This window comes from Bacillus sp. FSL M7-0558 (genome assembly GCF_038003245.1).
Lineage (GTDB): Bacteria > Bacillota > Bacilli > Bacillales > Bacillaceae > Bacillus > Bacillus pumilus.
Window position 1 is genome coordinate 26,009 of record NZ_JBBOOU010000001.1, and the last position, 21,573, is coordinate 47,581.

Sequence of the window (21,573 nt, forward strand, 5' to 3'; positions counted from 1 at the left end):
CCTGCCGAGAGATAGAGCGAACGGATTACGATGTCGTTCTTTTTTCAATATTGAATTGATCTGATAATAAGAGCCAATTTTGAGGGAAGGATAGACCTAATTTCCAATAAGCAATTCCGTTCAAGTTTAACTCTTTGATGAGGTTGAACTTTGCTTGAATTGATCTAGCGTCTTCGAACCATACCTCATGCTCTTTATTATTGGCATCTGTATAACGAAAATAAGGTGCTTGTGCTGTTTCGTCATATAGAATGGAGGCATTATTATTTCTAGCAATTGCAATCGCTTGTTGGGGACTGACAGCTTTAGCAATAGGGCCGCCTTGAACGTAAGGAAGCGTCCAATCATAGCCGTATAAGTTCTGGCCCATAACAATTTTATTTGCTGGAATAACGGTCAGTGCATATTCAATGACTTGGCGGACAGGTCCAATGGGAGAGACTGCTTGCGCAGGGCCGCCGCTGTATCCCCATTCGTAGGTCATTAATACAACATGATCGACGATCTTCCCAATGGCTTCATAGTCATGAGCTTCATACCATTTTCCCTTTTGCTGACTACTTGTTTTAGGGGCAAGTGCAACAGATATTGTCCATCCTTCTTGATGGAAGCGGGTTGTTGCCTCTCTTAAAAATTGAATGTAGGCATCTTTATCAGCGGGACGTAAATATTCAAAATCAAAATGGATTTCTTTTAATTGATACTTTTTTGCAACACGAACGATTTCATTTAAAAATGTGGCTTTGACAGATTGGTTATTCAAAAGAATTTGCCCAAGTTCATCACTGAATTTATCATTCTCTAGGTTAGTCACCACCATGGATAAAACGGTTCTGCTCTGAGCGGCTATTTGAGGTAGCTGATCTAACGGTGGTTCTTTCAGTGTTCCATCTCTTTGCGCTTGAAAACTAAAGGCGCCTAAATGCGTTAAATATGGAGAGGCCTCTCTAGCTGCTTGTTTTAAGTTTTCACTGACTTGATTTCCCCGTGGTTCAATGTAAGCATTCGAATTAATGTTCCTTTTCGGTCTTTGAGGAATATAGAGCAAGAAGCGAATAGGAAGTATCGCTTCAGGCCGTATTCTATTCACACGTGCCAACTCTTCCACTGAAATTCGAAATCGTCTTCCAATTTGATAAAGTGTGTCATTTTGTTTGACCTCATAAAATTGACCTCTAATTGGAATGACAATTGTTTGTCCAATGACGAGTTGATTTGGTGTTTCAATATCGTTGGTACGGATGATTTCATTGACTGTTGTTTTAAAACGCATGGCAATTTCGTTTAAAGTATCTCCTCTTTTGACAACATAAATTTGAATAGTCAACGCCCCCTTTGTTATTGCTAACAATTTATGAGGGTTATGGATAAATCATGTTTGATTTTCATTCGTGATCTCTTTAGCAGTGGTGATTTTTGCTAGTAGAACGTTCTCCATCATCGTTAAAGCATATTCGTTGTCTCTGTCGTCATTTGATGCGATACAATCTTCAGGTACAATTAAGTTGTATTCTCGCATGTATGCGTCATTTGCAGTGAACAGAACGCAAATGTTTCCTGCAATTCCGGTCAAAATGATGTCTTGTACACCTAATTCATTTAAGAGTGTCTCTAATGCAGTTCCATAGAAGGCAGAATGCTTCGGTTTAATTAAGAAGTAATCATCTTTAGATGGTGCCATTTTCTCTAAAATAGGGGCGCTTCTTTCATTTTTGCATGTTTCCATCACAGCTTGAATATCAGCCTTCCAGAGACCATAGTGGTCGTTGATATAGATGATCGGCCAATTTTCCTTGAAAGCATGATCTTTAAGAGCTAAAATCTTATTGGTCATTTGCTCTGTTTTATCAGCGAGCACATGTCCCATTTCAAAATCAAAATTATTAATCATGTCGATAATAAGCAGTGCCTTTTGGTGCTTTGACAAAGTAAGACCCCCTTTAAAAGATTGTGCTAATATGTTAACCTCAATATCCTTTTAAAAAACATGAAAAGAGAGCCGAGCTATGACGAGAGATGAACAGTTTATGCAAGAAGCTATTTCTGAAGCCTTAAAAGCAGAACAAATAGGAGAAGTACCAATCGGTGCCATCATCGTTGTTGATGACCAAATTGTGAGCCGAGCTCATAATTTAAGGGAAACAGAGCAGCGTTCAATTGCACATGCAGAATTACTTGCCATTGATGAAGCGTGTAAAACGACTGGAAGCTGGCGTTTAGAGGATGCTGTACTTTATGTGACGCTTGAACCATGTCCTATGTGTGCGGGAGCGATTGTCCTTTCTAGAGTGAAAAAGGTCGTTTTTGGTGCATACGATCCAAAAGGTGGATGTGCAGGTACTTTAATGAATTTACTGGATGATGAACGGTTCAATCATCAGTCTGAAGTCATTGGTGGTGTACTTGAAAATGAGTGTGGTGAGCTGTTAAGTCAGTTCTTCCGAAATCTCCGTCAGCGAAAGAAACAAGCCAAAAGTAAATGAATGGATGTCGTTTGCAATTTCGGCTATAAGAAGGTATACTTATGTCTGCGTCACTAACAATTTAATATTCATTTTGCCGTGCTAAGCGGGGAGGTAGCGGTGCCCTGTACTCGCAATCCGCTCTAGCGAGGCCGAATCCCTTCTCAAGGTTCGTTTACTTCAAGGTCTGCCTTAAATAAGTGGTGTTGACGTCTGGGTCCTGCGCAATGGGAATTCATGAACCATGTCAGGTCCGGAAGGAAGCAGCATTAAGTGAAACCTCTCATGTGCCGCAGGGTTGCCTGGGCCGAGCTAACTGTTTAAGTAACGCTTGGGGTAGCGAATCGACAGAAGGTGCACGGTAAATCAATATTAAATGTAACTCATCTAGTTAATCTAGGTGAGTTTTTTGTTGCTGTTTAAAGAATAGTTCAGCTGCTTTGTTTATACAAATAGCCAAAAAATCTTTTTAGAGTTTTTTTGTTTTTTATTAATCGCAGCGGGAACTAGTGTTCCTCGTGGTGTGGCAGATCAATTCGAAAATCTAGAAAACAGGTTTTTGGTTCATAGAAAGTAGAAAAACTATAGTTGAAATCATCATTTTCGTTTATTAGAAAATAAAGGTGTGCTTTTGAATTGATCGGTGCATCATGTATAATAAAAAAGATGATAAATGGAGGAGGGCGTATTTGTGAGTTATCAAGCTTTGTATCGAGTGTTCAGACCTCAAGTTTTTGAGGATGTTGTTGGACAAGAACACATCACAAAAACGTTGCAAAATGCCCTTTTGCAGAAGAAGTTTTCTCATGCTTACTTATTTTCAGGTCCTAGAGGAACAGGTAAAACAAGCGCAGCTAAAATCTTTGCGAAGGCAGTGAACTGTGAAAAGTCACCTGTGAGTGAACCTTGTAATGAATGTGATGCCTGTAAAGGGATTACAAACGGCTCGATTTCAGATGTGATCGAAATAGATGCTGCCTCAAACAACGGAGTAGATGAAATCCGTGATATACGTGATAAAGTGAAATTTGCTCCTTCGGCGGTTACATATAAGGTTTATATTATAGATGAAGTACATATGCTCTCTATCGGGGCGTTTAATGCCCTCCTTAAAACGTTAGAGGAGCCGCCCGCTCATTGTATCTTTATTTTGGCTACCACAGAGCCTCATAAGATTCCTCTTACCATCATATCTCGTTGTCAGAGATTTGATTTTAAACGAATCACGACAAAAGATATTGTTGGAAGAATGCAGAAAATTGTAGATGCAGAAAGCCTAAATGTCCAAGAGGGCTCGCTCGAGATTATCGCTAGTGCAGCTGATGGTGGTATGCGTGATGCACTAAGCCTCTTAGATCAAGCAATTTCATTTAGTGGTGAGCAACTGACAATTGATGATGCGCTGCTCATTATAGGAGCTGTTTCTCAGCAATTCATTAGTCAGCTAGCCGAATCAATTTTTGATCAAAATATTGCCGTGGCGTTAGATACCTTAAATGAATTACTTCAGCAGGGGAAAGATGCTGCTAAATTAATAGAGGACATGATTTTTTACTTTAGAGATATGCTGCTTTATAAAACAGCACCAGATCTGGAAGGGGTCCTTGAAAAGGTAAAGGTCGATGAAAATTTCGTGACGCTTTCGGATCGTGTGACACCTCAATTTCTATATGAAACAATTGAAGTGCTGAATAAAAGTCACCAAGAAATGAAATGGACGAATCATCCAAGGATTTTCTTTGAGGTAGCTGTTGTTAAGCTATGTCAGTCAACGGCTGGAATACCACAAGCTCATGCTAACGCTGATTTAACGACGCTAACGGATAAAATAGACAGGTTGGAACAGGAGCTATCTAGGATAAGAGCTGAGGGTGTGCCAATGTCTCATTCTCATCATCCTCAAGAAAAAAAGGAAGCACCTCGACCACAAACGAGTAACAAAAATGGATACCGTGCACCTGTCGGTCGAATTCACGAAATTCTAAAAGAGGCAAAACGTCCAGAGCTAGAAAAAATAAAAGGTAAGTGGGGAGAACTCCTTGCCCACTTGAAACAGCAGAATAAGGTGTCTCACGCTGCACTATTAACGGATAGTGAACCAGTTGCTGCTGCTACTCATGCCTTTGTTTTAAAATTCAAGTTTGAAATACACTGTAAAATGGTTGCTGAAGATAAAAGTGGTGTTCGAACCAACCTTGAGCAGCTATTAGAGTCTATGTTAGGGAAAAGAGTGGAATTAGTTGGCGTTCCTGACGCTCAATGGGGTAAAATAAGAGAAGAATTTTTAAGAGATCATCAGCCGGATGAACAGGCAGATGGTCAGGGGACTTCTGCTGAAGAGGATCCATTGATTGCAGAAGCAAAGAAGTTAGTAGGAACCGATTTAATAGAAATTAAAGATTAATAAAAATGAAAGAGAGTGGTGTTCATATGCGCGGTGGAATGGGAAATATGCAAAAAATGATGAAACAAATGCAAAAAATGCAAAAGGATATGGCTAAGGCTCAAGAAGAGCTTGCAGAAAAAGTCCTTGAAGGTACAGCAGGTGGCGGTATGGTCACTGTAAAAGTAAATGGACAAAAAGAAGTTGTTGATGTAGCAATCAATGAAGAAGTTGTTGATCCAGAAGATATCGATATGCTTCAAGATCTTGTACTTGCAGCGACAAACGATGCATTGAAAAAAGTTGATGAGTTAACAAATGAAACAATGGGTCAATTCACAAAAGGAATGAACATGCCAGGTTTATTCTAGGAGGAATAACTGAAGATGCAATATCCTGAACCAATATCAAAGCTGATAGACAGCTTTATGAAATTGCCAGGAATCGGACCGAAAACCGCGGTCCGTCTGGCTTTTTTTGTTCTTAGTATGCAGGAAGATGTCGTACTAGATTTCGCGAAGGCGCTTGTTAACGCAAAGCGTAATTTAACTAATTGCTCGGTATGCGGCCATATCACAGATCAAGATCCTTGCTATATTTGTGAAGATACAAGAAGAGATCAATCTGTTATCTGTGTAGTACAAGATCCAAAAGATGTGATCGCAATGGAAAAGATGAAAGAATACAACGGCTTATATCATGTGCTTCATGGTGCCATTTCGCCAATGGATGGCATTGGCCCAGAGGACATTAAAATTCCTGACCTGTTAAAAAGATTGCAAGACGATCAAGTGACAGAGGTAATCCTTGCAACGAATCCAAACATTGAAGGAGAGGCTACAGCCATGTATATCTCTAGATTGTTGAAACCATCAGGAATTAAACTCTCTCGTATTGCTCACGGACTACCAGTAGGTGGAGACTTAGAGTATGCGGATGAAGTCACACTGTCTAAAGCTCTAGAGGGCAGACGTGAGATGTAGGAAGGAGAAGTACGGTACATGGGTTTTCTTCGCAGAAAATCAATTCGAAAAGAATTCGATGAGAAATTAATTCAACAGCTTTTTAAGCAAAAGGAAGAATGGAACAGACAAAAAAAGCTTGTCGCAAATAGCGTTGAGCCTTCACCGGACATTCTATTCGAATTAAAGCTTGCTCAAGCGAAGTACTTTTTCTATCTAAGAGAAGCGAAAAAGAGGAATTTACGTTTAAACAACTGGAGATAGCAGGTCTATTTTACATAGTCCTCTCATATGCTTGTACTATTCATATGAAGAGGAGATGAGAGGATTATGGAACCTGTTATTGTGATCGGGTCAATTTTGCTTGCTGTATTATTGTTGTTTATGTCAGGTGTTCAAGCGAACCCCATCAAATGGTTAGGGCTGATCGGAATAAAGTTTGTGGCAGGTGCTCTTTTTTTATTTTGCCTCAATCTATTTGGTGAGAGTCTAGGATTACATGTCTCTATTAACCCTGTAACAAGTGGAATCAGTGGTCTATTGGGCATCCCAGGCGTAGCAGCTTTAGTCGTAATTGAAAAATTTATTATTTAATGAGAAATATTGTTGACTTTGATCCCTTATGGTGGTAAATTAGTATACGTCGCTGATGACGAAGAAACGAAATAACATGATAACAAAAAAGTTGTTGACATCAACAATTTAAATATGGTATGATGTTCTAGTCGCTTCTGAAGCGGTAAACAAGTTCTTTGAAAACTAAACAAGACAAAACGTACCTGTTAATTCGAGTTTTTATAAAAAAACCCTATGAAACATCATAGGTAGTCAGTCAAACGCTGACGAAAAACAAAACTTCGGTTTTGTACTTTTTCGGAGAGTTTGATCCTGGCTCAGGACGAACGCTGGCGGCGTGCCTAATACATGCAAGTCGAGCGGACAGAAGGGAGCTTGCTCCCGGATGTTAGCGGCGGACGGGTGAGTAACACGTGGGTAACCTGCCTGTAAGACTGGGATAACTCCGGGAAACCGGAGCTAATACCGGATAGTTCCTTGAACCGCATGGTTCAAGGATGAAAGACGGTTTCGGCTGTCACTTACAGATGGACCCGCGGCGCATTAGCTAGTTGGTGGGGTAATGGCTCACCAAGGCGACGATGCGTAGCCGACCTGAGAGGGTGATCGGCCACACTGGGACTGAGACACGGCCCAGACTCCTACGGGAGGCAGCAGTAGGGAATCTTCCGCAATGGACGAAAGTCTGACGGAGCAACGCCGCGTGAGTGATGAAGGTTTTCGGATCGTAAAGCTCTGTTGTTAGGGAAGAACAAGTGCGAGAGTAACTGCTCGCACCTTGACGGTACCTAACCAGAAAGCCACGGCTAACTACGTGCCAGCAGCCGCGGTAATACGTAGGTGGCAAGCGTTGTCCGGAATTATTGGGCGTAAAGGGCTCGCAGGCGGTTTCTTAAGTCTGATGTGAAAGCCCCCGGCTCAACCGGGGAGGGTCATTGGAAACTGGGAAACTTGAGTGCAGAAGAGGAGAGTGGAATTCCACGTGTAGCGGTGAAATGCGTAGAGATGTGGAGGAACACCAGTGGCGAAGGCGACTCTCTGGTCTGTAACTGACGCTGAGGAGCGAAAGCGTGGGGAGCGAACAGGATTAGATACCCTGGTAGTCCACGCCGTAAACGATGAGTGCTAAGTGTTAGGGGGTTTCCGCCCCTTAGTGCTGCAGCTAACGCATTAAGCACTCCGCCTGGGGAGTACGGTCGCAAGACTGAAACTCAAAGGAATTGACGGGGGCCCGCACAAGCGGTGGAGCATGTGGTTTAATTCGAAGCAACGCGAAGAACCTTACCAGGTCTTGACATCCTCTGACAACCCTAGAGATAGGGCTTTCCCTTCGGGGACAGAGTGACAGGTGGTGCATGGTTGTCGTCAGCTCGTGTCGTGAGATGTTGGGTTAAGTCCCGCAACGAGCGCAACCCTTGATCTTAGTTGCCAGCATTTAGTTGGGCACTCTAAGGTGACTGCCGGTGACAAACCGGAGGAAGGTGGGGATGACGTCAAATCATCATGCCCCTTATGACCTGGGCTACACACGTGCTACAATGGACAGAACAAAGGGCTGCGAGACCGCAAGGTTTAGCCAATCCCATAAATCTGTTCTCAGTTCGGATCGCAGTCTGCAACTCGACTGCGTGAAGCTGGAATCGCTAGTAATCGCGGATCAGCATGCCGCGGTGAATACGTTCCCGGGCCTTGTACACACCGCCCGTCACACCACGAGAGTTTGCAACACCCGAAGTCGGTGAGGTAACCTTTATGGAGCCAGCCGCCGAAGGTGGGGCAGATGATTGGGGTGAAGTCGTAACAAGGTAGCCGTATCGGAAGGTGCGGCTGGATCACCTCCTTTCTAAGGATATATGGAGCAGTGTGCGTTTTCGTCTTGTTTAGTTTTGAAGGAACTTGCAAAAGATCCTACAACATCATATCTTCGATATGAAAGATGGGCCTGTAGCTCAGCTGGTTAGAGCGCACGCCTGATAAGCGTGAGGTCGGTGGTTCGAGTCCACTCAGGCCCACCATCTTCTATTAAATCGGGGCCTTAGCTCAGCTGGGAGAGCGCCTGCCTTGCACGCAGGAGGTCAGCGGTTCGATCCCGCTAGGCTCCACCAACGTGTTCTTTGAAAACTAGATAACAATAAGTAATACATTCACATTGAATGCAATGCAAAGTTCATCACACATAGTGATTCTTTCTAAAGTAAGAAATGGTTAAGTTAGAAAGGGCGCACGGTGGATGCCTTGGCACTAGGAGCCGATGAAGGACGGGACGAACACCGATATGCTTCGGGGAGCTGTAAGCAAGCTTTGATCCGGAGATTTCCGAATGGGGAAACCCACTGCTCGTAATGGAGTAGTATCCATACTTGAATACATAGAGTATGAGAAGGCATACCCGGGGAACTGAAACATCTAAGTACCCGGAGGAAGAGAAAGCAAATGCGATTCCCTGAGTAGCGGCGAGCGAAACGGGAACAGCCCAAACCAAGAGGCTTGCCTCTTGGGGTTGTAGGACACTCTATACGGAGTTACAAAGGAACGATATAAGCGAAGAGGTCTGGAAAGGCCCGCCAAAGAAGGTAACAGCCCTGTAACTGAAATGTTGTTCTCTCCAGAGTGGATCCTGAGTACGGCGGAACACGTGAAATTCCGTCGGAATCCGGGAGGACCATCTCCCAAGGCTAAATACTCCCTAGTGACCGATAGTGAACCAGTACCGTGAGGGAAAGGTGAAAAGCACCCCGGAAGGGGAGTGAAATAGATCCTGAAACCGTGTGCCTACAAGTAGTCAGAGCCCGTTAAAGGGTGATGGCGTGCCTTTTGTAGAATGAACCGGCGAGTTACGATCCCGTGCAAGGTTAAGCAGAAGATGCGGAGCCGCAGCGAAAGCGAGTCTGAATAGGGCGCATGAGTACGTGGTCGTAGACCCGAAACCAGGTGATCTACCCATGTCCAGGGTGAAGTTCAGGTAACACTGAATGGAGGCCCGAACCCACGCACGTTGAAAAGTGCGGGGATGAGGTGTGGGTAGGGGTGAAATGCCAATCGAACCTGGAGATAGCTGGTTCTCTCCGAAATAGCTTTAGGGCTAGCCTCAAGGTAAGAGTCTCGGAGGTAGAGCACTGATTGGACTAGGGGCCCCTACCGGGTTACCGAATTCAGTCAAACTCCGAATGCCGATGACTTATCCTTGGGAGTCAGACTGCGAGTGATAAGATCCGTAGTCGAAAGGGAAACAGCCCAGACCGCCAGCTAAGGTCCCAAAGTATACGTTAAGTGGAAAAGGATGTGGAGTTGCTTAGACAACCAGGATGTTGGCTTAGAAGCAGCCACCATTTAAAGAGTGCGTAATAGCTCACTGGTCGAGTGACTCTGCGCCGAAAATGTACCGGGGCTAAACGTATCACCGAAGCTGCGGACTGTTCTTACGAACAGTGGTAGGAGAGCGTTCTAAGTGCTGTGAAGTCAGACCGGAAGGACTGGTGGAGCGCTTAGAAGTGAGAATGCCGGTATGAGTAGCGAAAGACGGGTGAGAATCCCGTCCACCGAATGCCTAAGGTTTCCTGAGGAAGGCTCGTCCGCTCAGGGTTAGTCGGGACCTAAGCCGAGGCCGAAAGGCGTAGGCGATGGACAACAGGTTGATATTCCTGTACCACCTCCTCACCATTTGAGCAATGGGGGGACGCAGGAGGATAGGGTAAGCGCGGTATTGGATATCCGCGTCCAAGCAGTTAGGCTGGGAAATAGGCAAATCCGTTTCCCGTAAAGGCTGAGCTGTGATGGCGAGCGAAATTTAGTAGCGAAGTTCCTGATTCCACACTGCCAAGAAAAGCCTCTAGCGAGGTGAGAGGTGCCCGTACCGCAAACCGACACAGGTAGGCGAGGAGAGAATCCTAAGGTGATCGAGAGAACTCTCGTTAAGGAACTCGGCAAAATGACCCCGTAACTTCGGGAGAAGGGGTGCTTCTTAGGGTGTTAAAGCCCCGAGAAGCCGCAGTGAATAGGCCCAGGCGACTGTTTAGCAAAAACACAGGTCTCTGCGAAGCCGTAAGGCGAAGTATAGGGGCTGACGCCTGCCCGGTGCTGGAAGGTTAAGAGGAGCGCTTAGCGTAAGCGAAGGTGCGAATTGAAGCCCCAGTAAACGGCGGCCGTAACTATAACGGTCCTAAGGTAGCGAAATTCCTTGTCGGGTAAGTTCCGACCCGCACGAAAGGCGCAACGATCTGGGCACTGTCTCAACGAGAGACTCGGTGAAATTATAGTACCTGTGAAGATGCAGGTTACCCGCGACAGGACGGAAAGACCCCGTGGAGCTTTACTGCAGCCTGATATTGAATGTTGGTACAGCTTGTACAGGATAGGTAGGAGCCTTGGAAACCGGAGCGCTAGCTTCGGTGGAGGCATCGGTGGGATACTACCCTGGCTGTATTGACCTTCTAACCCGCTGCCCTTATCGGGCAGGGAGACAGTGTCAGGTGGGCAGTTTGACTGGGGCGGTCGCCTCCTAAAATGTAACGGAGGCGCCCAAAGGTTCCCTCAGAATGGTTGGAAATCATTCGCAGAGTGTAAAGGCACAAGGGAGCTTGACTGCGAGACCTACAAGTCGAGCAGGGACGAAAGTCGGGCTTAGTGATCCGGTGGTTCCGCATGGAAGGGCCATCGCTCAACGGATAAAAGCTACCCCGGGGATAACAGGCTTATCTCCCCCAAGAGTCCACATCGACGGGGAGGTTTGGCACCTCGATGTCGGCTCATCGCATCCTGGGGCTGTAGTCGGTCCCAAGGGTTGGGCTGTTCGCCCATTAAAGCGGTACGCGAGCTGGGTTCAGAACGTCGTGAGACAGTTCGGTCCCTATCCGTCGCGGGCGCAGGAAATTTGAGAGGAGCTGTCCTTAGTACGAGAGGACCGGGATGGACGCACCGCTGGTGTACCAGTTGTTCTGCCAAGGGCATCGCTGGGTAGCTATGTGCGGACGGGATAAGTGCTGAAAGCATCTAAGCATGAAGCCCCCCTCAAGATGAGATTTCCCATTCCGCAAGGAAGTAAGATCCCTGAAAGATGATCAGGTTGATAGGTCTGAGGTGGAAGCGTGGTGACACGTGGAGCTGACAGATACTAATAGATCGAGGACTTAACCTATATTCTAATGTGAAGTTTGAACATTGTTATCTAGTTTTGAGAGAACATTCTCTCCATCAGGTTTGGTGGCGATAGCGAAGAGGTCACACCCGTTCCCATACCGAACACGGAAGTTAAGCTCTTCAGCGCCGATGGTAGTTGGGGGTCTCCCCCTGTGAGAGTAGGACGCCGCCAAGCTTGTATAAGGATCAGTTCCATACGGAACTGGTCTTTTTTGTTTTTTAAGAAAAGGAACAAACACCCGATCTGACATGGATACATATACTAAACTACCATCTGAAACATTCTTAATTTTGTATACAATTGAAAGCGCTAGGGCATACTGAAGCTATAAGTGGAGGTGTCACAATGAGCAAAAAAGAGCGAGAAGCGATTTGTTTGATTTGTGAAGAGAAAAAGACAAAGGGAATTTATTTATATCATCAGTTTTTGTGCCGCGACTGTGAGCGAAAGTTAATTTCTACATCGACCTCGGATCCTAGCTATTCCGATTATGTGAGAAAGCTTAAAAATCTTCATACGCCGCCTTTGTATTCATAGACCACTAGATGGTCTTTTTTTATGAGCTATGAAGGATTGGGCTTGTTTTTTGGAACTTAGTTTGGACATCATCCGTAATTCATAATAAGATAAACAGAGAGCCTGATTATTCATAGGAGTCGATGAACATGAAATCAATCTTTTATACATTTATATGGGCCATCCTCTCTACTTTTTTTTCGCTTGTGATTTTAACCGTCAGTATAGGGGTTTTCCATCATCATGTTGGATTATCGATACTGTATGCGATGATTGGGTGGGGCGTGATGTTTGTGGGGAGCAGATGGACTGCTTTCCAATTGTTTTTAAAGAAACATGGACTGTCTCGTAGTGATTATGTATATATCAAACAGCATTTAAAAGAAGCAGGACAAAAGCTTGTGCGTTTAAAAAAAGCTTTATTTGCTGTGAAAAACGTACAAACGATCAAACATAATTATGAAGTTTTTCGGCTTGCACGACGAATCTATACAATAACAAAAAAAGAGCCTAATCGATTTTATGATGCACAGCGTTTTTATTTTGAAAGCTTGGATTCTGTCGTTGAACTAACTGAGAAATATGCACTCTTGTATAATCAGCCTAATCGTAGTCATGAGCTGGAAATGACATTGAGCCAAACCCGAGTGACATTGACAGAGCTGCAAAAGCAATTGACGAATGATTTGCAGCAAGTGTTAGGAAGAGATATAGAGGCTCTTCATATTGAGCTTGAAGTAGCTGATAAAATGATGAAGAAATAGATGAAAGGAGTCAAACTCGATGAAACCGGAAGATCGCGCCACAACATCACTTGCCTCCAATACAGATCTTCAGTTTCGGGTGTTTGATACCTTATCTGATGAAGAGAAAAAAGAAGCTGTGCAGCGAGCTCAGCAGATCCCTGAAAATCCGCAAAAGCTCCTTTTCTATGGTACACGTGTGCAGGAACGACTATTGGAACAATCACAACAGATGATGAAATATGTTGAGAAAAAAGATATCGATCAAATAGGAGACGTGCTTGAAGCCTTTTTGCAGCAGCTGCAAGTAGTGGAGCCTGAGGATTTAGTGCCAAAGAAACAGGGCTTTTTTTTGAAATGGTTTCAACGGGATAAGCGATCTATTCAGGAGATCATATCACGATTTCAACATGCAAAATCACAGATCGAGAGATTGTCCGCAAGGCTTCGTTATGCAAGAGGTGTATTAATCTCGGATCATATATTATTAGAGCGTTTATTTGAAGAAAATCAAACATATTTTCAAGAGATGACGATGCAGGTTGCCGCAGTTGAAGCGAAAATGACAACGTTAGAGCAGCAGCCTCTTTCAGAAACGCAACTTTCTGTTGAACGGACGTTAGAGGAGCAATTGATGAGTCAAGAAGTCAATGAAGAAGAGTATGTGGAGAGACTAAAGGAACGAAAGTATGATTTGCTGTTAAGCCGGCAAATTGCATTGCAATGTAATGCTCAAATTCGGATGATCCAGCATACGAATCATACATTGGCCAATCACATTCAATCAACTGTTTCAGCATCTATTCCTCTATGGATCAACCAAATGTCGATTGCATTAACACATATTCAGCAGCGGGCCAATTCAGCTCTTGAGAACCGAATCCAAAAAACATATGAAAATGTATCGAAACAGCAGGGACAGATTCTTGAAGAGGCATCTTTAGCCCCTATAGATACGTTGAAAAAGGTTCAACGTCAATTAGCTGAAACATTACAGGAAACATTACAGATGAAAGAGCATGGAAGCCAAGAGAGAGCTCAATTGAAAAGCAGAATGTATGAGGCAGAGCAGCAGTTGGCGAATCCAATAAAGGAATGAGAAACCATCTTTCGGTTCACTTGTTTGAACGTTATAATAGACTTAAGATATCGTTAAAGTGAAAAGGGTCGATTTGTTTGAGAACACCTTTATATACAGCATTAGCACAGCATGCGGAAAAGAAGCCTTATTCTTTTCACGTTCCAGGACATCACAATGGAGATGTCTTTTTTGATGAGGCACGGTCTCACTATGCTTCAATCCTTCAATTGGATGTGACGGAGCTTGAAGGTCTAGATGATCTTCATCACCCGACTGGGGTCATCCAAGAGGCAGAACATTTATTGACTAAGCTATATGGTTCAGGTCAAAGCTTCTTCCTTGTGAATGGCACAACAGTCGGAAATTTGGCGATGGTGATGACAGCATGCCGCACGGGAGACGAGATTTTTGTCCAGCGTAATTGCCATAAGTCTGTCTTTCATGCGATCGAGCTTGCAGGGGCAACGCCTATTTTGATAGACGCTGAGATAGACGCACACTTGCACGTTCCAACACATGTGACGGATGATACAGTGAGAAAAGCCATAGCAAAACATCCTCATTGCCGGGCAATCGTTTTGACTTATCCGAACTACTACGGACACGCAGCTGATTTATCAAAGCTGATTCACATGTGTCATGAAGCAGGTATGGTTGTTTTGGTTGACGAGGCACATGGTGCGCATTTTGTATTAGGCGGTGCCTTTCCTCCATCTGCTCTTTCCTATGGAGCGGACGTGGTGGTACAATCAGCACATAAAACCCTTCCGGCAATGACGATGGGTTCCTATCTTCATCTTCAAGGGGACCGAATCGATGCGAAGCGTTTGAAAACCTTGCTCACGATGCTTCAAAGTAGTTCGCCTTCTTATCCAATTATGGCCTCATTAGATGTAGCAAGAGCTTATGTCGAGGAGATCAAAGGAAAAGGGACATTGGATGTAATCATGAAAGAACTGACAGAGCTGAAAGATCAGTTCAACCGTCTGACCCATCTTGAAGTGGTTGAACCTGACTCGCTACATTCCGATCCTTTAAAATGCGTCATTCGATCAACAAAAGGACTGACTGGTTACGAACTAAAGCAGGTGCTTGAATCAGTGGATGTTCATCCAGAGCTTGCGGACGAACATCAGGTTTTACTTGTACTTAGCTTAGAAAAGAGGCAGAACGTTCCTTTCAAGCGGATTGAGCAGGCTCTTAAGCAAAGTGATTCATTGCTCAAAGGAAAAAAACATATCCAAAATGAGACGATATCTATTGAGACTGATGTACAAAATCAAGACATAGAGGCTGTCCCATTTGAACATGCAGCAGGCCGGATGAGTGCAGAATCCATTATTCCCTATCCACCTGGAATTCCTTTGATGATTAAGGGAGAGCGTATTGAAAAAGAACAAATTGAGGCGTTAAGCCGTTTGCTTGGTCACGAGGTTCATATTCAAGCAAGTCAGGTCATTCATCAGAGAAAATTATATGTTTATATAGAAGAGGAGACACTATGAGTGGTATGTTTATTACGTTTGAAGGGCCAGAGGGTGCCGGAAAAACAACAGTGATACGAAAAGTGTACGAAGAAATGGAACGTCAAGGATATGCAGTGATGGCGACACGCGAGCCGGGTGGGATTGACATTGCTGAACAGATCCGTGAAGTCATTTTAAATGAAAAAAATACAAAAATGGATGCGAAAACAGAGGCATTGCTGTATGCAGCAGCAAGAAGGCAGCATTTGGCTGAAAAGGTAGAACCGGCATTGCAGCGCGGAGAGACAGTCTTGTGTGATCGTTTTGTTGATAGCTCTCTTGCTTATCAAGGCTATGCGAGAGGACTTGGAATTGACCAAGTCAGATCAATTAACGACTTTGCTATTGATGGCACGATGCCGCAAATGACGATTTACTTTTCCATTACACCTGAGGAAGGGCTAAAGCGAATTCACGCCAATCAAGGAAGAGAAAAGAATCGATTAGACATGGAGACGCTGAATTTCCACCAGTTGGTCAGAGAAGGCTATGAACTACTTATTGCGCAATCACCAGAACGATTCCATGTAGTGGATGCTTCTCAGCCAATGCAAGATGTCTATGAAGAAGTACTTCGAGTGATTCAGGACACATTAAAGAAAAATCAAAAATGACCTCATTCCCAATCGTTGTTATAATATAGAGGAAGACATCGGCATGTCACCTGTGCCTAAAACAAAGGAGGCCAATCAAATGAAATTAATTGTTGCCGTTGTACAGGACCAAGATAGCAGCAAGTTGTTGAAAATATTGACTGAACATCAATTCGGCGTGACAAAATTAGCTTCAACTGGTGGGTTTTTAAAGTCTGGGAATACGACTTTTATCATTGGTTGTGATGATGTCCGAGTGGATAAAGCGTTACAGCTTATAAAAGAAAATTGCCGTAAACGTGATCAAATGATTGCACCTGTATCTCCAATGGGTGGTAACGCAGATTCATATGTACCATACCCTGTTGAGGTTGAAGTTGGTGGAGCTACTGTCTTTATTCTGCCAGTTGAACAATTTCATCAATTCTAAGGATGGGTTGCTGTGAAAATTAATCAAGATATGCGGCTGCTTTTAGAAAAGCGTGAACTCCAAGGCATGAAAGGAAGCCAGACATCTGCCTCTTTTAAAGCATCGATGGAGACGCAAAGCGGCAAAATGCGCTTAGAGCAGCTGACGGTTATGCTGAGTGATATCGAAGTGTTCGGTAAAAAGCTGACAAAGTCACGAAACTTAAAGGACTTGGCTAGGTTTAAAGGTCTTGTGAAGCGCTTTGTGAAAGAGACAGTCGATAATGGGTTAAATATAGAAACATCAAGAAGCTTTGACATTTATGGCAACACGCGTACACTCGCTTTAGTCAAAGCATTAGATGAAAAGCTGATTGAATTAACAGAGGATATGATGGACCAAGAGAAGCCATCTATTGATTTGCTTGAACGTATTGGAGAAATAAAAGGTTTATTGATTAACCTTTACACATAGAGAGTGATAACATGGCAATTAGCTGGGATGACATGAATGAGTTGCAGCCGCGCGTCATGCGGCTGATTTTTAATAGTATTGATAAAGATCGACTTGCGCATGCCTACTTATTTGAAGGAAAAAAGGGTACTGGTAAGCGGGATGCTGCGATGCTTTTGGCTAAGAGTTTTTTTTGCTTGGAATCAGGAGTGAAACCGTGTGAATCCTGTCAAAACTGCAAGAGGATTGAGTCAGGTAACCATCCCGATTTACATCTCGTGCAGCCTGATGGTCAATCAATTAAGAAAGCGCAAGTACAGGCATTGCAAGAGGAATTTACAAAAGCAGGTGTGGAATCTCACCGAAAAATGTATATCATTCTTCATGCGGACAAAATGACGGTTAATGCTGCGAACAGTTTATTAAAGTTCCTAGAGGAGCCTAACCGGGAAACGATGGCAATTTTAATCACTGAGCAATCGCATAAAATGTTGGATACGATTATTTCAAGATGTCAGATGCTCAGCTTTCAGCCGCTGCAGCCACAATCCTTGGAGCAGCAGCTATTACAAGAAGGCGTATCTCAGCATCTTGCAAGGCTTTTGTCGAATTTAACCAACAATTTAGCAGAAGCACTCGAATTAAGTCGAAATGATCAGTTTGCAGAGTCTAGAGCGAAAGTGATAAAATTGTATGAAGTCTTACACCAGCGAAAAGAACATGCATTTTTTTATATACAGGATCAATGGATGCCTTTTTTCAAAGAGAAAGACCTTCAAGAAACAGGTCTGGATATGCTTTTATTTATATATCGTGATGTATTGTCGATTCAAATAGGAAATGAAGATAAAGTCATTTATCAAGACTTATTCCAGACAATGAAGCAGCACGCGCTGCATTCCACACAGCAGATGGTGACGAACCAGATCCTTGCTGTATTAGAAGCGAAAAAGAGACTTCAATCCAACGTGAATGCCCAAGGGCTGATGGAGCAATTGGTGTTGATGTTGCAGGAGGGATAAGCTTGTACAACGTAATTGGTGTTCGCTTTAAAAAAGCGGGCAAAATCTATTATTTCGATCCTAATGGATTTCATATAGAAAATGATAGTTGTGTCATTGTAGAGACGGTCAGAGGAGTTGAGTACGGACAAGTGGTCATCGCTAATAAAAAAGTAGATGAACACGATGTCGTTCTTCCTCTGCGTAAGGTGATTCGTGTAGCAGACGAACGAGACCGACTCATCGTTGAGGAAAACAAAGAAGCAGCGATGACAGCCTTTGATACATGTCTTCAGAAGGTAAGTGAACACGGTCTTGAAATGAAGCTGGTTGATGTTGAATTTACATTTGACCGAAACAAGGTCATTTTCTACTTCACAGCGGATGGCAGAGTAGATTTCCGTGAGCTAGTGAAGGATCTTGCATCGATCTTCAAAACGAGAATTGAACTTCGCCAGATTGGTGTAAGAGACGAGGCAAAAATGCTGGGTGGCATAGGACCTTGCGGGCGAATGCTTTGCTGTTCGACATTCTTAGGAGACTTTGAACCAGTATCCATTAAGATGGCAAAAGATCAAAACCTGTCGCTAAATCCCACAAAAATTTCAGGGCTTTGCGGTCGTTTGATGTGCTGCTTGAAATATGAGAATGATGAGTATGAAACAGCGAAAGAACAATTGCCGGATATCGGTGAAACGATTCAAACATCTAGTGGCTCTGCAAAGGTAGTAGGGCTCAACATTTTAGAACGAATTTTGCAAGTTGAATTAACCGGGCAAGAAAAAGTGGTAGAATATACTTGGGAAGAATTATTACAAGAAGGCGTTGTATCTGCACAAACAACTGAGTAACGAGGTGTGCCACCTTGGATAAAAAGGAACTATTTGATACGGTGATCAATTTAGAAGAACAAATTGGTTCTCTTTATCGCCAGTTAGGTGATTTGAAAAATCATATCGGTGAAGTGATTGAAGAAAATCATCAGCTGCAGATGGAGAATCAGCACTTGCGTGAACGTCTGGATCAGTCCGATCGGGACAAATCGTCTGAGACAGAGAATGATTCTGCTCAGAAACCAGGTCATTCTGATATAGGAGAAGGTCATGATAACCTGGCTCGGTTATATCAGGAGGGCTTCCATATTTGCAATGTACATTATGGAAGCATACGTAAAGAGGGAGACTGTTTGTTCTGTCTGTCATTTTTAAATAAAAAATGAGAAAAGGCTTCCGCTGAATCGGAAGCCTTTTTCACAGGAAAAGAAAGGATACATCATGGTTTCGTTAAGAGAAGATGAACGATTAGATTATTTGCTCGCCGAAGATATGAAAATTATTCAAAGTAAAACGGTTTTCGCCTTTTCATTGGACGCAGTGTTATTAGCAAAATTTGCGTATGTGCCCATCCAAAAAGGAGAGATCATTGATCTTTGCACGGGAAATGGCATTGTGCCATTGCTGCTTTCGACTCGATCTAAGGCTTCCATTACTGGGGTCGAAATTCAAGAACGGCTGTTTGATATGGCAAAAAGAAGTGTGGCGTATAATCAACTTGAAAAGCAGATAGAACTGATTCATGGCGATCTGAATGATATGCCAGCACGCTACGGCAATCACAAAGTAGATGTCATTACATGTAATCCACCATATTTTAAGACACCTTCTAAAGAAGAAATCAATGAGAATGAATACTTGGCCATTGCTCGGCATGAAATTCATTGTACATTAGAAGATGTCATTCGCGTTTCTTCCACGCTGCTGAAGCAAGGAGGGAAACTGGCGATGGTTCATCGGCCTGGCCGGCTACTTGAGATTGTGGAATTGATGAAGAAGTACCGAATTGAGCCAAAACGAATTCAATTTGTTTATCCAAAACAGGGTAAGGAAGCCAATACCATCTTAGTAGAGGGGATAAAAGATGGAAAACCAGATCTGAAAATTCTCCCGCCTCTTTTTGTTTATGGAGATGATCAAGAGTATACTGAGGAAATCAGGACGATACTGTATGGAGAAGCATAATCATTATTTCTATGTATTGAAATGTGCAGACGGCAGCCTATATGCAGGTTATACAAATGATTTACAAAAAAGACTGACGACCCACAATAGTGGAAAGGGAGCAAAGTATACAAGAGCAAGACGGCCAGTTGAGCTGTATTATCATGAATGTTTTGCAACCAAAAGAGAAGCCATGCAGCAAGAATATCGTTTCAAAACGTGGACACGGAAAAAGAAAGATCTTTATATAGAAGAAATGCGTATTGAAAAGGAGGCGGCACATGAAAACACAGAAAAGCTTTGATGGTCAATCAGATATGGGCATTCTATATCTCGTCCCAACCCCAATTGGCAATTTAGAAGATATGACGTTTCGAGCCATACAAACATTAAAAGATGTAGACTATATTGCCGCAGAGGATACAAGACAAACGAAAAAACTTTGTCATGTCTATGAAATTGATACGCCATTAACGAGTTATCATGAGCATAACAAAGACAGTAGCGGCCACAAGTTGATCGAATGGTTAAAAGAAGGAAAAAACATCGCACTCGTGAGCGATGCTGGTTTACCGATAATTTCTGATCCAGGTGCTGAAGTGGTCCGAGACTTTACGAATATCGGCGGTTATGTCGTTCCGTTACCTGGAGCAAATGCTGCACTTACAGCACTCATTGCCTCAGGGATCACGCCGCAGCCATTTTTCTTTTATGGATTTCTTGACCGACAAAAAAGGGAAAAGAAAAAACAGCTCGAAGCTTTGAAGAAGCGTCAAGAAACAATCATTTTCTATGAAGCGCCTCATCGGTTAAAAGAAACGCTGACTTTGATGAAGGAAGTGTGGGGCAACCGGAATATCGCCATTACGAGAGAACTAACGAAAAAATTTGAAGAGTTTATTCGTGGAGATTTAGAGTCTGTGCTGACATGGGCGGTAGAGAATCAAATCCGAGGTGAATTCTGTCTAGTCGTACAAGGTAACGATCAAGATGAAGAAAAGCTAAATGAAGATGTCTGGTGGAAGTCCTTATCTGAAAAGGAACACGTAATCCATTACATAGGGGAAGGATTAACGTCGAAGGAAGCCATTAAACATGCAGCCGTCGAACGCGGTGTACCAAAGCGCACCATATACGATGCCTATCATATTGAACAATAAAGAAAGGTTCTTGCAAACGGTGCAAGAACCTTTTTTATATCAAACTTATTTTTGTGATTGAAGTTGGTTTTGGATTTCGTTAATGATTTGCTCTGCACCTTCACGGCTAAGAACTAATTTACCATTAGCAAGTTTAAGGTTATCGTCTGATACTTCACCTGTAACTTGGCAAGTCATGTTTGGTTTATATTTTTTTAGGATAATTTTTTCATCATCAACATAAATTTCCAAAGCGTCTTTTTCAGCGATTCCTAGAGTACGGCGAAGTTCGATTGGAATCACCACGCGCCCTAATTCGTCAACTTTACGTACAATACCTGTAGATTTCATCTTCATTCTCCTCCCAAAGAGTTCTTATTCTTAATATAATATTATCTTCGTCATTATTCGACAAATTCCTTACATTCATAGCATAACAAGGTTTCCATAAATCGTCAATCATTTTGTTTACTATTGTTTGTAAAATATGACTCTTAAAGTCAAAAGACCTTGAAACTACTGATTTATAAGGATTTTGCGGCTTTTTTCTATGAAAATATGAGAAATGACGAGTTCAGATTAACAAGACTTTTGC

22 protein-coding genes, 2 tRNA genes, 3 rRNA genes and 1 other RNA gene are annotated in these 21,573 nt (G+C 43.1%); 25 read left to right on the forward strand and 3 right to left on the reverse strand.

The features are described 5' to 3' along the window. Positions 1-25: 25 nt before the first annotated feature. Positions 26-1,273, reverse strand: a complete 1,248-nt coding sequence (locus MHB79_RS00120) for a glycosyl hydrolase family 18 protein (protein ID WP_412096374.1) — start codon at positions 1,271-1,273, stop codon at positions 26-28. Between the two features lie 99 nt (positions 1,274-1,372). Continuing rightward, complete coding sequence (locus MHB79_RS00125; protein ID WP_003218117.1) at positions 1,373-1,927, reverse strand: isochorismatase family cysteine hydrolase; 555 nt, start codon at positions 1,925-1,927, stop codon at positions 1,373-1,375. Between the two features lie 79 nt (positions 1,928-2,006). Between MHB79_RS00125 and tadA the strand changes: the two genes are divergently transcribed. From tadA to rsmI, 25 genes are all read left to right on the forward strand, one after another. After that, entirely contained in the window at positions 2,007-2,483 is a 477-nt protein-coding gene (gene tadA / locus MHB79_RS00130; protein ID WP_003218102.1) for a tRNA adenosine(34) deaminase TadA, read from the forward strand. 76 nt (positions 2,484-2,559) lie between these two features. Continuing rightward, positions 2,560-2,824, forward strand: an RNA gene (gene ffs / locus MHB79_RS00135) — signal recognition particle sRNA large type. Between the two features lie 329 nt (positions 2,825-3,153). Next, complete coding sequence (dnaX, locus tag MHB79_RS00140; protein ID WP_340988644.1) at positions 3,154-4,866, forward strand: DNA polymerase III subunit gamma/tau; 1,713 nt, start codon at positions 3,154-3,156, stop codon at positions 4,864-4,866. A 26-nt stretch (positions 4,867-4,892) separates the two neighbouring features. After that, a complete protein-coding gene (locus MHB79_RS00145; protein ID WP_008342011.1) occupies positions 4,893-5,216 on the forward strand; it encodes a YbaB/EbfC family nucleoid-associated protein in 324 nt (107 codons plus the stop codon). Positions 5,217-5,231: 15 nt separating this feature from the next. Beyond that, positions 5,232-5,828 carry a recombination protein RecR gene (recR, locus tag MHB79_RS00150; RefSeq protein WP_050945828.1) on the forward strand — a complete coding sequence of 199 codons (597 nt, stop codon included), beginning with the start codon at positions 5,232-5,234 and terminating at the stop codon, positions 5,826-5,828. Between the two features lie 18 nt (positions 5,829-5,846). Beyond that, positions 5,847-6,071 carry a YaaL family protein gene (locus MHB79_RS00155; protein WP_003218088.1) on the forward strand — a complete coding sequence of 75 codons (225 nt, stop codon included), beginning with the start codon at positions 5,847-5,849 and terminating at the stop codon, positions 6,069-6,071. Between the two features lie 66 nt (positions 6,072-6,137). Continuing rightward, positions 6,138-6,401 carry a pro-sigmaK processing inhibitor BofA family protein gene (locus MHB79_RS00160; protein ID WP_003218084.1) on the forward strand — a complete coding sequence of 88 codons (264 nt, stop codon included), beginning with the start codon at positions 6,138-6,140 and terminating at the stop codon, positions 6,399-6,401. A 276-nt stretch (positions 6,402-6,677) separates the two neighbouring features. Then, positions 6,678-8,226, forward strand: a 16S ribosomal RNA gene (locus tag MHB79_RS00165). A gap of 95 nt (positions 8,227-8,321) precedes the next feature. Further along, positions 8,322-8,398 (forward strand) — tRNA-Ile (locus MHB79_RS00170). A gap of 14 nt (positions 8,399-8,412) precedes the next feature. Beyond that, positions 8,413-8,488: transfer RNA gene (locus MHB79_RS00175), tRNA-Ala, on the forward strand. Between the two features lie 98 nt (positions 8,489-8,586). Beyond that, positions 8,587-11,517: ribosomal RNA gene (locus MHB79_RS00180) — 23S ribosomal RNA — on the forward strand. A gap of 61 nt (positions 11,518-11,578) precedes the next feature. After that, a 5S ribosomal RNA gene (rrf, locus tag MHB79_RS00185) occupies positions 11,579-11,694 on the forward strand. Together the 16S, 23S and 5S rRNA genes with 2 tRNA genes alongside form the textbook arrangement of a ribosomal RNA operon. Positions 11,695-11,865: 171 nt before the next feature. Next, positions 11,866-12,057, forward strand: a complete 192-nt coding sequence (locus MHB79_RS00190) for a sigma factor G inhibitor Gin (RefSeq protein WP_003217973.1) — start codon at positions 11,866-11,868, stop codon at positions 12,055-12,057. Between the two features lie 128 nt (positions 12,058-12,185). Further along, positions 12,186-12,800: a 5-bromo-4-chloroindolyl phosphate hydrolysis family protein gene (locus MHB79_RS00195; RefSeq protein WP_212046568.1), complete on the forward strand. Its 615-nt coding sequence runs from the start codon at positions 12,186-12,188 to the stop codon at positions 12,798-12,800. A gap of 19 nt (positions 12,801-12,819) precedes the next feature. Beyond that, a complete protein-coding gene (locus MHB79_RS00200; protein ID WP_340988646.1) occupies positions 12,820-13,878 on the forward strand; it encodes a toxic anion resistance protein in 1,059 nt (352 codons plus the stop codon). Between the two features lie 77 nt (positions 13,879-13,955). Further along, complete coding sequence (locus MHB79_RS00205) at positions 13,956-15,365, forward strand: aminotransferase class I/II-fold pyridoxal phosphate-dependent enzyme (RefSeq protein ID WP_340988648.1); 1,410 nt, start codon at positions 13,956-13,958, stop codon at positions 15,363-15,365. Continuing rightward, the gene (gene tmk / locus MHB79_RS00210) at positions 15,362-16,000 is read left to right on the forward strand and encodes a dTMP kinase (protein WP_003217977.1); all 639 of its coding nucleotides are present in this window, start codon (positions 15,362-15,364) and stop codon (positions 15,998-16,000) included. The genes MHB79_RS00205 and tmk overlap by 4 nt, the downstream gene beginning before the upstream one ends. Positions 16,001-16,079: 79 nt before the next feature. Further along, positions 16,080-16,409, forward strand: coding sequence for a cyclic-di-AMP receptor (locus MHB79_RS00215; protein WP_012008640.1), 330 nt, complete (start codon positions 16,080-16,082; stop codon positions 16,407-16,409). A 12-nt stretch (positions 16,410-16,421) separates the two neighbouring features. After that, positions 16,422-16,862 carry a YaaR family protein gene (locus MHB79_RS00220; protein WP_044140388.1) on the forward strand — a complete coding sequence of 147 codons (441 nt, stop codon included), beginning with the start codon at positions 16,422-16,424 and terminating at the stop codon, positions 16,860-16,862. Between the two features lie 11 nt (positions 16,863-16,873). Beyond that, positions 16,874-17,863 (forward strand): DNA polymerase III subunit delta', encoded by a 990-nt coding sequence (gene holB / locus MHB79_RS00225; protein WP_212046565.1) that lies wholly within the window; start codon positions 16,874-16,876, stop codon positions 17,861-17,863. Positions 17,864-17,865: 2 nt separating this feature from the next. Then, a complete protein-coding gene (locus MHB79_RS00230) occupies positions 17,866-18,693 on the forward strand; it encodes a PSP1 domain-containing protein (RefSeq protein ID WP_003217932.1) in 828 nt (275 codons plus the stop codon). A gap of 14 nt (positions 18,694-18,707) precedes the next feature. Next, positions 18,708-19,061 (forward strand): DNA replication initiation control protein YabA, encoded by a 354-nt coding sequence (gene yabA / locus MHB79_RS00235; RefSeq protein ID WP_003217957.1) that lies wholly within the window; start codon positions 18,708-18,710, stop codon positions 19,059-19,061. Positions 19,062-19,116: 55 nt separating this feature from the next. Next, positions 19,117-19,860: a tRNA1(Val) (adenine(37)-N6)-methyltransferase gene (locus MHB79_RS00240; RefSeq protein WP_044140390.1), complete on the forward strand. Its 744-nt coding sequence runs from the start codon at positions 19,117-19,119 to the stop codon at positions 19,858-19,860. Then, positions 19,847-20,143 carry a GIY-YIG nuclease family protein gene (locus tag MHB79_RS00245; protein ID WP_003217970.1) on the forward strand — a complete coding sequence of 99 codons (297 nt, stop codon included), beginning with the start codon at positions 19,847-19,849 and terminating at the stop codon, positions 20,141-20,143. Before MHB79_RS00240 ends, MHB79_RS00245 begins: the two co-directional genes overlap by 14 nt. Continuing rightward, entirely contained in the window at positions 20,121-20,999 is an 879-nt protein-coding gene (rsmI, locus tag MHB79_RS00250; RefSeq protein WP_340988649.1) for a 16S rRNA (cytidine(1402)-2'-O)-methyltransferase, read from the forward strand. Before MHB79_RS00245 ends, rsmI begins: the two co-directional genes overlap by 23 nt. 45 nt (positions 21,000-21,044) lie before the next feature. Here the strand turns inward: rsmI and MHB79_RS00255 are convergent, their stop codons facing one another. Beyond that, entirely contained in the window at positions 21,045-21,335 is a 291-nt protein-coding gene (locus MHB79_RS00255; protein WP_087975202.1) for an AbrB/MazE/SpoVT family DNA-binding domain-containing protein, read from the reverse strand. Positions 21,336-21,573 lie beyond the last annotated feature (238 nt).

Bases quoted from the DNA above. Each gene is read 5' to 3' on its own strand.
- MHB79_RS00255 (WP_087975202.1), bottom strand. From the start codon at position 21,335: ATGAAGATGAAATCTACAGGTATTGTACGTAAAGTTGACGAATTAGGG.
- MHB79_RS00145 (WP_008342011.1), top strand. From the start codon at position 4,893: ATGCGCGGTGGAATGGGAAATATGCAAAAAATGATGAAACAAATGCAA.
- MHB79_RS00200 (WP_340988646.1), top strand. From the start codon at position 12,820: ATGAAACCGGAAGATCGCGCCACAACATCACTTGCCTCCAATACAGAT.
- MHB79_RS00215 (WP_012008640.1), top strand. From the start codon at position 16,080: ATGAAATTAATTGTTGCCGTTGTACAGGACCAAGATAGCAGCAAGTTG.
- MHB79_RS00240 (WP_044140390.1), top strand. From the start codon at position 19,117: ATGGTTTCGTTAAGAGAAGATGAACGATTAGATTATTTGCTCGCCGAA.
- recR (WP_050945828.1), top strand. From the start codon at position 5,232: ATGCAATATCCTGAACCAATATCAAAGCTGATAGACAGCTTTATGAAA.
- MHB79_RS00190 (WP_003217973.1), top strand. From the start codon at position 11,866: ATGAGCAAAAAAGAGCGAGAAGCGATTTGTTTGATTTGTGAAGAGAAA.
- MHB79_RS00155 (WP_003218088.1), top strand. From the start codon at position 5,847: ATGGGTTTTCTTCGCAGAAAATCAATTCGAAAAGAATTCGATGAGAAA.
- MHB79_RS00120 (WP_412096374.1), bottom strand. From the start codon at position 1,273: ATGCGTTTTAAAACAACAGTCAATGAAATCATCCGTACCAACGATATT.
- tmk (WP_003217977.1), top strand. From the start codon at position 15,362: ATGAGTGGTATGTTTATTACGTTTGAAGGGCCAGAGGGTGCCGGAAAA.
- MHB79_RS00160 (WP_003218084.1), top strand. From the start codon at position 6,138: ATGGAACCTGTTATTGTGATCGGGTCAATTTTGCTTGCTGTATTATTG.
- MHB79_RS00195 (WP_212046568.1), top strand. From the start codon at position 12,186: ATGAAATCAATCTTTTATACATTTATATGGGCCATCCTCTCTACTTTT.
- tadA (WP_003218102.1), top strand. From the start codon at position 2,007: ATGACGAGAGATGAACAGTTTATGCAAGAAGCTATTTCTGAAGCCTTA.
- holB (WP_212046565.1), top strand. From the start codon at position 16,874: ATGGCAATTAGCTGGGATGACATGAATGAGTTGCAGCCGCGCGTCATG.
- rsmI (WP_340988649.1), top strand. From the start codon at position 20,121: ATGAAAACACAGAAAAGCTTTGATGGTCAATCAGATATGGGCATTCTA.
- MHB79_RS00245 (WP_003217970.1), top strand. From the start codon at position 19,847: ATGGAGAAGCATAATCATTATTTCTATGTATTGAAATGTGCAGACGGC.